The organism is Brachyspira catarrhinii (assembly GCF_005518285.1).
Classification (GTDB): Bacteria; Spirochaetota; Brachyspiria; order Brachyspirales; family Brachyspiraceae; genus Brachyspira; species Brachyspira catarrhinii.
On the sequence record NZ_SJDU01000017.1, the window covers coordinates 1 to 13,658 of the forward strand.

Below are 13,658 nucleotides of genomic sequence, written 5' to 3' on the forward strand. Positions count from 1 at the left end.
CATGGAAATACGCATTTTTCGGATATCATGGAAATACGCATTTTTCGGATAACGAACTTAAAAGGCAAATGTCGACAAAAGAAAACGGATTTTTATCTCTGGGAAAATTCAACGAATTCAAATTTGAAGACGATAAAGCGAAAATAGTAAAATATTACGCCGACAGAGGATATTATAGAGCGGAAGTCGATAATGTAAGATATACTTATCAATGGAGAGACCCGCAGATAAAAAACGACCAAGATTTGATAATAGATATTTATTTGACGGAAGGCGACAGATATTATTTCGGAGATATAGGATTTAAGGGAAATGTAATAATTCCATCGGATAATATTCAAAAAGATATAAGGGCAAAAAAAGGCGCTTTATATAATTATACTTATCATATGAGCGATTATCAGGGAATTCAAAATAAATACTCGGAAAGAGGATATATATTTCGTCAGGTTATTCCCGTTATTACCGTAAACGAAGAAGCGAAGATAGTAAATATTATGTATGATATAGTGGAAAACGACAAAGCGCATATAGAAAATATTTCAATAGCGGGAAATACAAAAACGAAAGATTTCGTTATACAAAGATATGTCGATATAAAACCCGGAGAAATTTTTAATTCCGCAAAAATACAAAGAGTGCAAGAGCGATTATACAATACGCAGTTTTTTGAAAATATTAATATAAATGTTAAGCCAGGTTCCGCCGAAGGATTAATGGAACTCGCGTTAAATGTAACGGACGGAAGGTCGGCTATGGTTTCTGGCGGAGGCGGATTCTCGACTGGTTCTGGTTTCAAAGTATTCGCTTCGATTAGAGAGATGAATTTTTTGGGAAGAGGTTTACAAATAGGAGCGAGCGGAGAATACGGACAAACTCAAAAAAGATTAGCTTTCAATTTTGCCGAACCTTATTTGCTTAATTTGCCAATATATCTTGGAATAGATTTATCATATTTCTACGAAGATATAAATACGGGCGACCAAATAGGGACGGGAGATTTCGGAATGCCAAAATATTCTTATTATACGAGACATGGTTTCGAGGGAATAGTTAGGCTTGGATATTATTTCTACGATTATTATTCGACATTTTTAACTTTCGACACTATAGTTCAACAGTATATGCAATGGCATAATCAAGGAGCGAACGAAAACAGTCCCGACCATGTTTTGAACGATATAAAAAAATATTTAACGCATAAAATTAATAAAAAAGACGGAAGTTTTAATAGATGGCAGAGCGATTGGTTTACTACTTTCATTGTGTCTTATTCTTTACTCAGAGACAGCAGAAACGATTATTCGAATCCTACAAGAGGAAGTTTTTTAAGAGGAACGGTTGATTTTTATTTTCTTCATACTCAACTTATGCGATTAAACGCCACGGGATTTTTAGCCGTTCCCGTTAACGATAGGCTTTCGTTTGCATTCTACGGAGAGATTGCTCAAATAGTTAAAATTCCCGGAATGGATATTAGAAACGACGCGGATGTTTTATATTATCTCAATCCGTTTGAAGATGTTAGAGGTTGGGATACTTCAAAATATACGATATTCAAACATAATAGAGGTTTATCAACTTACGATATGGTGGGAAATGACGGCTCGATTGATTCTTGGGCTTACGGAAGAGCGAAAGTGAGAGTGTTTGCCGAGTTAAGAGTTCCGATTATACAGAGAACATTAGGATTTGTAACATTCTTGGATGCGGGACAATTATGGATGCCTGGAAGTTCGGGGCTTAATCAAGACGGAGACGCTTATAGTTATCCTTCGCAATTTATGAATATTAAAGACATATTCGACCCTTCGCAATATATGTATTCTTGGGGATTCGGACTTAGGCTAACGATTCCCATATTTAATATAAGATTCTATTTCGCTCAAAGGTTCGTTTACAATAAAGACAATGTTGGATTTGGAAAAGGCTTGCAGGCTTTCGAGGGCGATTCGTTTTCACCGCTCGGAAAATGGCTTGGAAGAGGATGGGGAATAGCGTTTACGATGAATCATCCGTTCTATTAATCTATTAAAAAAATTAATTATATTGTATAATATTATTAGTTATTAAATATAATATTATTAGTTATTAAATAAAAGATTAAAATAAAATAAAAAAGAAACAAGGAGAAAAAATGAAAAAGTATTGCATTTTAGGTTTAATATTTATTGCCGTTTTGTTTGTATCTATAATAAGTCCGAGGTTATTCACTCAATCTTATAGACTCACAAAAGTCGGCTATATAGATTTGCAAAGAGTAATAAAAGAAGTGACAAGCGACCAAGAACTTTTGGATATGCTTAAACAAAAACAAGAAGAAATTAATAATCAAAATTCCGAAGAAGATAATTCGGAAAATTCTATTGTAAACGCGAGAGACACTTCTTTGAAAGGGCAAGTGCGAAAACAAGTTTCAAATTCTTTGATGAATATTGTGAGAAAAGAAGGCTACACTTTGATTTTGGAAAGAACAGAAAATTCTATATTATACGCCGACAGAACCTTTGATATTACCGAATCGGTTATAGCGGATGTTAAAGCTTCTTTAAGAAAATAAAATTTAAAGAAATAAAATTTTGAATTGAGATTTAAAAATATTTTGGAGATAAAATGAAAGTTAAAGATATATTTAATTTTTTGAACGCTAAAAAAATAATTGGAGATGAAAATTTATATATATCGACTCTCTCTCCCATAAACGATATTATAGAAGGCTCGATTATCTGCGTTGACAATAATAAATATTTGGAATCGGCGTTTGAAAGCAAAGCGAACGCGATTATAATGAGAGAAGAAACGGCGGAAAGTATAAAAGATTTCAAAAATAAAACGATTATAATTTATCAAAATCCTAAAGAAGCTTTCATTAAATTATTATATTTCATGTTTGAAAACAAAAAATATGATTTGGGAACGATTAAAGAAACGGCGATTATAGAAGAAAATTCAAATATCGACAAAGAAGTTTTTATAGGAGATTATGTTCGTATAGGGAAAAATTGCGTTATAAAAAAAGGAACGGTTATAGAAAGCGGAGTATTTTTGGGAGATAATGTTTGCGTTGGGGAAAATTCAACAATTCATTCGAATGTTTCGATTCATGACAGATGCGTTATTAAAGATAGAGTAATAATAGGTTCTTCAACTGTTATTGGAAACGATGGATTTGGATTTTTTGAAGTTGGCGGAAAACAGATGAAAATTCCTCAAAGGGGAAATGTTATAATAGAAAACGATGTCGAAATAGGAGCTAATGTTTGTATAGACAGAGCCACTTTAGGCTCGACTATAATCAGAGAAGGCGTGAAAATAGACAATCTCGTTCAAATAGCCCATAATTGCGATATTGGAGAGCATTCTATAATAGTTTCGCAGGTTGGAATAGCGGGAAGCAGTAAAGTGGGGCATCATTGCGTATTGGCGGGACAAGTCGGATTATCGGACCATGTGGTTTTGGGAGACAGAGTAATTTTGGGAGGACAAAGCGGAGTTATGTCGAAAGTTAAAATCGAATCTAATTCGATAATGCTCGGAAGCCCCGCTCAAGATATTAATAGAGAAAAATTAAAAATGATAGCGGAGCAAAAACTTCCCGAACTTATAAAATTGGTTGAAGAAAAATTTGAAACTAAAATAAGAAGAGTAAAATAATTTATATAAAATTTTAATAAAACATTACGGAGGTTAAAATGAAAACTCTAAAAAATTTAATAATCTTATTAATCTTTTTATCTTTAGCGGTTTTACTTTTCGCAAGTTGTAAAAATGAAAGTAAAACGGGGACAGGAGATGCGGACAATAATAATGAGAGTAGTGAAATAACATTATCTCATTATGCGGGCGATTGGTATAAAGGCGTGGATACAAATCCTTATATTATAATAAATTCCGATGGTTCTTTAACAATTAAGGATAACAGCGATGACAAAAGAGAGGCTTCACAAATAACAAGAAATAGCGCTACAAGTTATACTTTGCATGATGAATCCAAGTTAAATTTTAGTAGCGATACTAAAGGAACATTTACTCCTCAAGGAACTGACGCTATAGAAATTACTAAAAAATAGTAAGATTAATAAAAGTTAAAGATTAACCGAGTTTTTTAAAATAAAAAGACTCGGTTTTTTAATAGGTTCTGCTTTATTTTATAAAAGTAGGATAGAGAATTATTCCTGTAAGAAAAAAAGTAAATTACCTTATAAAACAATTCCTGAAAAATATGCAAAGGAATATGGAACAGATACTTTATTTGGATTGCTTGCAACAAATAACAATACTTAATAAAATATATCTATAAAATATCAATTCTAAAAATGGAAATATTATGATTATAAAAAAATCTCCATGCAAAATTAATTTATTTTTGGATATAAAATCAAAAAGAGAAGACGGATATCATTTGATAGAATCCTTATTTCATACGATTGATTTATTCGATATAATAAAAATTGAAGAGAGCGAAGAATTCAAAATTACAACGAGCGGAAAATATAAATTAAACGATAACGAAGAAGACAATATAGTCGCAAAAATATTTTATCATTTCAAAAACGAAATCGGGCTTAAAAAAAATTATAAAATAAATATAGAAAAAAATATTCCGACTGGAGCGGGACTCGGAGGAGGTTCTTCTAACGCCTCTACTATGATAAAATTTTTTTTGGAAGAATTGAATATAAAACCAGACAATGAATTAATAGAATCCTTTTCAAAATTCGGAGCTGATATTCCGTTTTTTATAAAAGGAGGTTTAAGTTGGGTTTCGGGAATTGGCGAAAAAATTGAATCTTTCGATTTTACTCTTCCTTACAAAATAATTTTAATTTATCCAAATATAAATGTTTCTACAAAATTGGCTTATTCAAAATTTACCAAAAACGATTTTAACAAGTCCGATATTTTTTATATTAAAAATTTACTTGAAAAAAATAGCAAAATAAATTTTAACGATTTATATTCGCATACTTATAATATATTTGAAAAAAATGTTTTTAATATCGAGCCTAAAATAAAAGAATATAAAGAAAAAGCGGAAAATGAAATCAAAAGAAAAATTTGCATGAGCGGTTCGGGTTCCTCGCTTTTCGCTTTATATAATCAAAACGACAAAAACGAAAACATAATAATCGAAGAAGATTATAATAAATTAAGAAATATATTTGAAGATTTGGATATATACAAACTAAATTTAATTTGATAAAGGAATTTCATTTTTTATATAATCGTAAAATATATTAAAAGTCTCTTCAATATTTTCTTCCCAAGTATTATGAGTAAATATTATATCGGCGGTCTCTTCGTATAAAGGCGCTCTCTCTTTCGATAATTCTATTAATTTATTTTTGTCTTTCGTAAGCAAAGGTCTTTCGCTTGCGTCTATATTGTTAAGAAGAATGTCGAGGTTTCTATTTATAAAAATTGTCGTCCCGTTTTTTTTCATTATCTCTCTATTTTTTTGAGCCAATATTATTCCGCCTCCTGTCGATATAACGGAATTATTTAATTCGCTTAATTCTTTTAATGTTTCGCTTTCTTTTTCTCTAAAATATTTTTCCCCATGCAATTTAAATATTTCGCTTATTTTCATTTTTTCTTTTTCTTCTATTATTAAATCCATATCGTAAAAATTATAATTCAAATATTCGGCGAGCATTTTTGATAAAGTAGTTTTTCCGCAACCAGGCAAACCTATTATAAATAAAGTTTTTTTATTTTTCATTTTATTATTTAGATTATCATTCATCGTATATTCCAAGTATCGTGAAATTTTCAACCGAATTTTTGAAATCGTCCAAAGTCCGCTCGTTAAAATTTCCCGTCATATCTATATAAAAATAATATTGCCATTTTCTTTCTCTGTAAGGACGGCTCACAATCGAAGTTAAATTAAAATCTTTTAGTTTCAAAAGAGCTTCCGCCAAGGAACCGTTTTTATGAGGAAGCGAAAATCTTATAGTCATTTTATTTCCGTTTTTCAAAACGTTATCGTAATTTGAAACTATGATAAATCTTGTCGTATTTCCTTTTATATTTTCTATATTTTCTTTTAAAATTTCCAAACCGTAAATTTTAGCGGCGTTTTTATTCGATATTGAAGCCAAATTACTATCTTCGCTTTTTGAAACTATATAAGCAGCCTCCGCCGTATTGCTCGCTTTCAATTCTTCAAGATTATTTTTCTTTATAAAGTCCGAGCATTGTTTTAAGGCTTGAGGATGAGAGATGACTTTTTTTATATTTTTTATTTTAGCTCCCGCTTTTGCCATAAGTCCGTATTCTATCGGCAAATAAATCTCTCCGACTATTTTGCAATTATAAATGACAAGTATATCCAAAACTTCATTAACCATTCCCGTAGAAGAATTTTCCAAAGGCAATATTCCGTAATAAGCCTCTTCGCTTCTTATGCTTTCAAGGACATCCTCGAAACTTTTTTTACCAATTAATTCGCATTTGTCTTCAAATATTTTTTTAGCCGCTTCATGCCCGTTTCCGCCTTCCATTCCTTGATAAGCGACAATTTTCCCGAATTCTATTTTTTTATAAATATCGTTTTTATCGTTTTCGTCTATCAAATCTTTTTGTAGTAATTTTGAAGTCGACATTATATCGTTAAAAATTGTGATAATGAGATTTGAAAATTCTTTATTTTTTAGTAATTCTATTTTTTTTTCTATTACTTCGTTTTCTCTTTTAGCGTCAAAAATCGGAATATTATTTTCTTTTTTTACTTCGCCGACTTTGAGGCTCGCTTTCATTCTTTTTTCGATTAGCTCGACTATTTGCTTGTCTATATCGTCTATTTCGTCTCTTAATTTTTTTAATTTTTCCATAATTTTAAATTTTAATAAAAGATTTTTAATAAATATATTATTTAAGCATATTAAAGTCAACAATAAAATTTATTCGTTTTTTAACTATTAAAATATAATTGACAATAATTTTAAAACATTTTAATATATTTTAACTATTATAAATTAGGAGTAAAAAATGAATGAAAAAACTTGTAAATCTTGCGGAAAAAAAATAAACAACGATTTTAATGTATGTCCTTATTGCGGAGCGAAAGTCGAAGAAAATTTTTTAAATGAAACGATTTCTAATAATTTGGAAAATCAAAAGTCGGAAAAAAGTTGGGTAGTATGCTTGCTTTTATTACTATTTTTTGGATATATTTATATTTATAAATTTTATGTAGGCAAAGTTCTTGAAGGTTTCATCGCTTGGATTATTGGCATTGCTTCTATTATATTTTTAATAATAGGATATATGGCAGTTATGGATGGAGTTGGCGTATTTTTCATTATAATATTAGGTTTATCATTAGGATTTATATATTTAGCGTGGATTGTAATAGATTTTTTCGCTCTTTTGATTGGCAAATTCAAAGACAAAGAAGGCAAATATGTCGTTAGATAAATATATTGTTTTACGGAAGAAATTTTATTATGTATAAAATTCATTTAAATAAAATTAATAAACCTATTTTTTTATTAGGAGATGCAAAAGATATTCTAAAAAATATTAAAGATAATAGTATAGATTTTATTCTAACCTCTCCGCCTTACGATAATTTGAGAGATTATAAAGGATTTAGTTTCAATTTTAAAGAAATCGCTCAAGAACTTTTTAGAATTCTTAAAAATGGAGGCGTGATGGTTTGGATTGTCGGAGATTCGGTTATTAACGGGAGCGAAAGTTTAAGCAGTTTTTATCAAGCGATTTATTTTAAAGAAATCGGTTTTAAAATTCACGATACGATGATTTATCAAAAAAATAATTTTTCTAATCCGAGCAAAACTCGTTATCATCAAATATTCGAATATATGTTTGTAGTTTCAAAAGGCAATCCTAAAACATTTAACCCGATTATAGATAGAAAAAATATATACGCTGGATACACTTCGTTAGGGGAAAACACAACGAGAAAAAAAGACGGAAGTTTTACGAAGCAGAAAAAAAGAGTTATTAAAGAATTTGGCATGCGTTATAATATTTGGAAAGGAAACACTTCGGGACAAGAAAATATGTGCAAATCTATAAAACATCCCGCCACTTTTCCATTATGGCTGGCAAGAGACCATATAAAATCTTGGAGCAACGAAGGCGATATTGTTTTAGACCCGTTTATGGGAAGCGGAACGACTGGAGTGGCTTGTAAAGAATTAAATAGAAAATTTATAGGTTGCGAAGTAGAAGCAAGCTATTTAGAAATTGCAAAAGAAAGAATTAAAAAATTTAAAGGCAAATAATGGATTATTCTAAACTTAATGAAATTAGTAAATTTAATAATAAAAAATTTCCATTTAGAGAAGTCATTAAAAATATAGAAAAACATGAGGTTTTCAAATTTGACAATAGCGAATTATTAGATATTCTTAAAAACGCTTGTAAAAATACTATAATACCCGTAAATAATGTAGGATTTGTAGGACGACCAAACGAATTTGGAAATATTGTTGCAAATCTATTTGCAGTAGAATGCAAAAAATTAAAATTGGATTATCAAAAACCAAGAGATTCAAAAGGAAAATATAAAGAAAGCGGTTATCCTGACGGTTTGATAAAATTTGACAATAAATATTTCTACATAGAATTAAAGACTTGCGAAGAAAAACAGCAAACCCAAACTTTTCGCACTTTCTTTTATTCTCCATCGACTAATTCAAAGATTGTTTATGACGCGTCTCATTTGCTTATTTGTTTTTTAACTACAAAAAATGGCGGTATATTACAACTTAATGGAGATTATCATATTGTAGATATGTATGAAAGAGAAGTAAAACTAAAATTAGAATACAATAGCAATAATAAAGAACTTTATGGCGGAAAATTACTTTAATTTAATGCAATTTCTACCAAAATAAAATATTGACATTATAAAAATTTAAAATAAAATTATTGCCAATAAAATTAAAATAAAATTTTAAAAATTTAAAAATAGGATAGCAAAATGAAAAATTTAATTATTTTATTTACAACTTTATTTTTATCGGTTTTAGTTTCCTGCGCTAATAATCAAGAATCGAAAAATTTAAATTCTTTTGAGGACAGAGAGATAGCTATAACTTTGGGAGGCGAACCGAGAACATTAGACCCGACTCTAAACTCTTTAAGTTTCGGCTCGATTTATATGATTCATTTTTTTGAAGGTTTGACTAAAAAAGACGGCAACGATAATGTTGTGGAGGGAATGGCGGAAAGCTGGGGCATATCGGCGAACGGACTCAAATATACTTTTCATTTAAGAACGAACGCAAAATGGAGCGATGGAAAACCCGTTGTCGCTTCCGATTTTGAATACGCTATAAAAAGAGCGGCTAATCCAAAAACTGCGGCTACTTATTCCCACATGCTTAATGTTATAAAAAATGCAAGTTTGGTAATAAGCGGAAATGCGGAAGTTGACGATTTGCAAGTTAGAGCGATAGACGATTATACTTTGGAAATTGTTTTGGAAAATCCAGCGCCTTATTTTTTGGAATATATATCCGTCAGCAGTCCTTATTTTCCCGTGCGAAAAGATATTGTGGAAGAGTTTGGGGACGAATGGAGCAGAAAACCAGAAACATATATAGTAAACGGACCTTATATTATGACGGAAAGAAAAACGGATGAAAAAATAGTTATGGAAGTTAATCCGAATTATTATGCGAAAGACGACATTATAGCGAAAAAAATAACCGTTCTTATAATGGACGATTCGAATACATCTCTTGCGGCGATGAAAAACGGCTCTTTACAATTTTCGGTTATAGAAGCGCCTATGGGAGAAATACCTTCTTTAATAAAAGAAAATTATATTTTACAAGAACCCGCTTACGGAATATATTTTTTAGAAATTAATTCCAAAAAAGGAGTTTTGACAAATAAAAATATAAGAAAGGCTTTGTCTCTCGCTTTCGATAGAAATTATATAATATCGAATGTAATAAAAATGAATCAAATACCCGCGGGAGCTTTCGTTGCAAATGGAATGAAAGATTATGGCGGAAAAGATTTTAGAGAAAACGGAGGAAATTATATCGATATCGATAATTATAAAAATAATGTGGAAGAAGCTAAAAGATTATTTGCGGAAGCTGGCTACCCAAACGGAGAAGGTTTTCCCGTTTTGGAGGTAAGAAGCACTCCGGGATATTTTACCGTTATATGCGAGGCAATACAAGAAATGTATAAAAATAATTTGGGTATAGATATATTGATTAAATCGGAAGAATATAATGTCACTTATCAAGCTATGGTTCAAAAAGACTTTGATTTGGCAAGAACGGGTTGGACTTCGGATTTCAGCGACCCTATGGCTATGCTTAATTTCTTTTCAAAAACAAGCGCGGTAAATCACTCAGGATTTGAAAACGAAGAGTTTAATAATTTATTGGAGTTTGCCGCAAAAACTCAAAACGAAAAAGATAGAATGGAAGCCTTGCATAAAGCGGAAGATATATTATTCGATTATATGCCCGTTATACCGATTATTTATAGAATGGACCCTTTTATGATAAGTCCAAAATTGAAAGGCGCTATATTTAATCCTTTGGGAAGATATAGATTTAATTACGCTTATATAGAAAAATGATAAATAAAAGAGATAGGATAAATATTTTATTCTATCTCTTGATTATAACTACTTTAATAATAATTTTAAGTTTAGTAAATTACTTTCCTGACAAAACGGCAAAAAATATTAAAGGAGATTGTCCGCTATTAGATAAAGCATGACTATGTCCAGAACGACATATAGTCATATCTCCAGCTTTAATCTCATACTGACTTCCGTCTTCATCCGTGTAAGTTCCAACTCCAGATACTATTAAATAACTATCTTCATTTCCTTCATGTTTATGAAGTCCAACCGAATCGCCTGGCATTAATGTCATATATCCCATTTCTTTTGTAGTAAAGTCTTTTGGGGCGTTATCTCTGACAAAAGCGTATTTTACGATTAAATCGCCGTTTCCTCCCGCCACTTGATTTCTATTGGTGACTTCCAATTCGTCTAAACTATAAACCGATGGTATAAAAGACGAGTGAATTTCGCTTGCTTCTTCGCTTACATTATTATCGCATCCGATAAAAAATAACGATAGAGAAGAAATTAGAATAAATGATTTTAAAATTTTAGTAAACATTTTAATTCTCCTTAAAAAATTAATATTATAAACATAATAACATTTTGAAAAAATATGTCAATAGTTTAATTTAAAAAAATTTATCGTTATAGCGAGATTTATTTGTAAATCAAAACGATTTAAATCAAATAAAGCCTATATTATAACGCTAATTTTCCGATAATAAACTAAATTAATTAAATCAAAAACGGAATTAAAACCATGAAAAAAATAATTACTTTTTTACTTTTATCAATTATCGTTACTGCAAATAATATTTATGCCAACGAAAAAGAAAGCATGATAAAATCGATGCAATTAAACGAATTTGAAGAAATTTCAATCGCCGATGAAGAATCGACAATGACATTCGAGGAATTGGCGGATTATTACGCAAGCATAATAACCGACAAAAAAGCGACTCCCGAACAGTTGGAAGCTTTGGGAAATATAATAAGATTATGGACGGATACGGTAAATAAAAATTTTACGAAAGAAGAATTATACGACAAATACGCCGTTTTGACTTCCACTTTATCGTCTATGTCGATTCATTTGATTTTGAGAATTGCGATAAAAGACAACAATATTCCGACAAAAGAAATTCAAAAAAATATTTACGATACGATTAATAATAAATTTATTCCATCGTTTGGAAAATTCAAAAACGAAGGATGGAAAACCGAATTTAATTTTTATGTTATAAATATGTCCGCCGCCGTTTGCAAATGGTATGAGGATAAATCAAAAAAATTGGATTATCCCGATTTCAAAGTATGGAGAGAAGGAAATTTTTAAATTATAAATCATTCTTTTAATTTACTCACGGAGGAAATAATAATGGAAAGTAAGGAAATAGAATTAATAGAAGAAGAACAATCTTCGGACAATTTGAAAAATTTAATATCCAAATATAAAGAACAAAATACCATAACGATAAAAAGCTCGAAAAAAATACAAGCCGTTTGATTTATTTATAATTTATTATATCATTTATCATAATATATGATTAAGGAGATTAATATGGCGGAGTTGCGTTATAATCAATTACTCGGAGATTATGTTATGATAGCGAGTCATAGGCAGGAGCGTCCGCAAATGCCTAAAGATTATTGTCCTTTCTGTCCGGGAAGCGGAAAAGTTCCAGATAGTTACGATGTTCTTTGTTATGACAACGATTTTCCCGCGCTTTCTTTCGACCCGCCTATTCCAGACGAAGTCGATAACGGAAAATTATTTATGGCGAAACCTTCAGTTGGAAAATGCGAAGTTATTTTATATTCTTCCGACCATAATACGACATTGCCCGAACTCTCCGTAGAACATATAACAAAACTCGTCAAATTATGGCAGGAGAGAATGGTTGCAATCGCCAAAAATAAAAAAATTAAATATATTATGCCGTTTGAAAATAAGGGCGAGGTTGTAGGCGTGACTATGCCTCATCCTCATGGACAAATTTACGGTTATAGTTGGATTCCTTTAAGAGTAAAAAGAAAAATAGAAATGGCTTTGTCTTATTATAATATTAATCAAAAATGTTTATTCGGAGATATGCTTAATCAGGAAATAGAAGACGGAAGGAGAATAATTTTTGAAAACGACCATTTTGTATGCTTTTTGCCTTTTGCGAGCGAATATCCTTACGGAATAATGATTATGCCCAAAAAAAATGTAATAGCGATTAATAATTTCAATAAAAAAGAAACCGTGTCTTTAGCCGATGCGTTGAAGAAAGCTACAATGACTTTAGATTTGCTTTTCGATATAAAATTTCCTTATATGATGTGTATGTTTAGCGCTCCAGTTAATGACGGTTTCAATTATAAAGATATTTGGCGTTATCATATAGAATTTTTCCCTCCAATGAGAAGCAAAGACAAACAGAAATTTAACGCTTCTTCGGAAACGGGCGCTTGGGCTTCATGCAATCCGACAAGTCCAGAGGCGATGGCTGCAAGTTTGAGGACGGCGTATTTTAGACAAATGGGAATGTGATAAATGTCGTTAAAAGTAACCGTAATTATTCCTCATAGAGTAGGCGAAAATATAGAAAATACTCTTGCGGGCATATATATGTCCGATTACGATAAAAACAAAATTGAGATTTTTCAAGCCGAAGGAACTCACCCGACTGTTCAGAGAAACGAATGCATAAAAAAAGCATCGGGAGATATAGTTTATTTTATAGACAACGATTCTATGGTAAATCCCGACAACATAAAAAAAGCGGTTGAAATATTTGAGAAAAACGAAAATGTGGCGATAGTCGGAGGTCCCGCGATTCATAAAACGAATTCTTCAAAAGAAAAATATATAGACAAATGCATGCGTTCTTATTACGCGGTTGGACCGATTGCTAACAGATACGGCGTAAATAAAACTTCATCTCGAGAAGGAACGGATAGGGATGTTATACTTTGCAATTTGTTTATAAGGCTTAATGTTTTGTTCGAGGCGGGACTTTTCAACGAAAGTTTATATCCTAACGAAGAAAACGCTTTGATAGACAAGATTCTTTCACTCTGTTATAAATTGATGTAT

16 protein-coding genes are annotated in these 13,658 nt (G+C 30.8%); 13 read left to right on the top strand and 3 right to left on the bottom strand.

The features are described from left to right. From bamA to ispE, 5 genes are all read left to right on the top strand, one after another. Positions 1-2,027 (top strand): outer membrane protein assembly factor BamA (bamA, locus tag EZH24_RS01310; protein ID WP_137997332.1); only part of this gene is annotated, 2,027 nt, incomplete at its 5' end. 110 nt (positions 2,028-2,137) lie between these two features. Further along, positions 2,138-2,560, top strand: a complete 423-nt coding sequence (locus EZH24_RS01315; protein ID WP_137997333.1) for an OmpH family outer membrane protein — start codon at positions 2,138-2,140, stop codon at positions 2,558-2,560. 53 nt (positions 2,561-2,613) lie between these two features. Further along, positions 2,614-3,654, top strand: coding sequence for a UDP-3-O-(3-hydroxymyristoyl)glucosamine N-acyltransferase (gene lpxD, locus EZH24_RS01320; protein ID WP_137997334.1), 1,041 nt, complete (start codon positions 2,614-2,616; stop codon positions 3,652-3,654). 38 nt (positions 3,655-3,692) lie between these two features. Beyond that, the gene (locus EZH24_RS01325; RefSeq protein ID WP_137997335.1) at positions 3,693-4,070 is read left to right on the top strand and encodes a hypothetical protein; all 378 of its coding nucleotides are present in this window, start codon (positions 3,693-3,695) and stop codon (positions 4,068-4,070) included. Positions 4,071-4,327: 257 nt separating this feature from the next. Then, positions 4,328-5,200 (top strand): 4-(cytidine 5'-diphospho)-2-C-methyl-D-erythritol kinase, encoded by an 873-nt coding sequence (gene ispE / locus EZH24_RS01330; RefSeq protein ID WP_137997336.1) that lies wholly within the window; start codon positions 4,328-4,330, stop codon positions 5,198-5,200. On the opposite strand, the gene EZH24_RS01335 is transcribed toward ispE, so the two are convergent. Beyond that, entirely contained in the window at positions 5,192-5,746 is a 555-nt protein-coding gene (locus EZH24_RS01335; protein WP_137997337.1) for a shikimate kinase, read from the bottom strand. The two genes, ispE and EZH24_RS01335, sit on opposite strands and share 9 nt — an antisense overlap. Then, positions 5,739-6,836 carry a chorismate mutase gene (locus EZH24_RS01340; protein ID WP_137997338.1) on the bottom strand — a complete coding sequence of 366 codons (1,098 nt, stop codon included), beginning with the start codon at positions 6,834-6,836 and terminating at the stop codon, positions 5,739-5,741. The genes EZH24_RS01335 and EZH24_RS01340 overlap by 8 nt, the downstream gene beginning before the upstream one ends. 157 nt (positions 6,837-6,993) lie before the next feature. On the opposite strand from EZH24_RS01340, the gene EZH24_RS01345 reads away from it, so the two are divergent. From EZH24_RS01345 to EZH24_RS01360, 4 genes are all read left to right on the top strand, one after another. Beyond that, positions 6,994-7,422 carry a zinc-ribbon domain-containing protein gene (locus EZH24_RS01345; RefSeq protein WP_137997339.1) on the top strand — a complete coding sequence of 143 codons (429 nt, stop codon included), beginning with the start codon at positions 6,994-6,996 and terminating at the stop codon, positions 7,420-7,422. A gap of 29 nt (positions 7,423-7,451) precedes the next feature. Continuing rightward, positions 7,452-8,255, top strand: coding sequence for a DNA-methyltransferase (locus tag EZH24_RS01350; RefSeq protein ID WP_137997340.1), 804 nt, complete (start codon positions 7,452-7,454; stop codon positions 8,253-8,255). Beyond that, a complete protein-coding gene (locus EZH24_RS01355; protein ID WP_137997341.1) occupies positions 8,255-8,845 on the top strand; it encodes a hypothetical protein in 591 nt (196 codons plus the stop codon). The genes EZH24_RS01350 and EZH24_RS01355 overlap by 1 nt, the downstream gene beginning before the upstream one ends. Positions 8,846-8,956: 111 nt before the next feature. Then, a complete protein-coding gene (locus EZH24_RS01360) occupies positions 8,957-10,582 on the top strand; it encodes a peptide ABC transporter substrate-binding protein (protein ID WP_137997342.1) in 1,626 nt (541 codons plus the stop codon). 79 nt (positions 10,583-10,661) lie between these two features. Here EZH24_RS01360 and EZH24_RS01365 read toward each other — a convergent pair whose 3' ends face one another. Beyond that, positions 10,662-11,135 (bottom strand): cupin domain-containing protein, encoded by a 474-nt coding sequence (locus tag EZH24_RS01365; protein ID WP_137997343.1) that lies wholly within the window; start codon positions 11,133-11,135, stop codon positions 10,662-10,664. Between the two features lie 201 nt (positions 11,136-11,336). Here EZH24_RS01365 and EZH24_RS01370 point away from each other — a divergent pair, with 201 nt between their 5' ends. From EZH24_RS01370 to EZH24_RS01380, 4 genes are all read left to right on the top strand, one after another. Next, complete coding sequence (locus EZH24_RS01370) at positions 11,337-11,912, top strand: hypothetical protein (RefSeq protein WP_137997344.1); 576 nt, start codon at positions 11,337-11,339, stop codon at positions 11,910-11,912. Positions 11,913-11,954: 42 nt separating this feature from the next. Further along, complete coding sequence (locus EZH24_RS15275) at positions 11,955-12,083, top strand: hypothetical protein (protein WP_272897864.1); 129 nt, start codon at positions 11,955-11,957, stop codon at positions 12,081-12,083. Between the two features lie 54 nt (positions 12,084-12,137). Then, positions 12,138-13,112: a galactose-1-phosphate uridylyltransferase gene (gene galT, locus EZH24_RS01375; RefSeq protein WP_137997345.1), complete on the top strand. Its 975-nt coding sequence runs from the start codon at positions 12,138-12,140 to the stop codon at positions 13,110-13,112. Between the two features lie 3 nt (positions 13,113-13,115). After that, the coding region (locus tag EZH24_RS01380) for a glycosyltransferase (RefSeq protein WP_137997346.1) at positions 13,116-13,658 on the top strand (543 nt) is incomplete at its 3' end.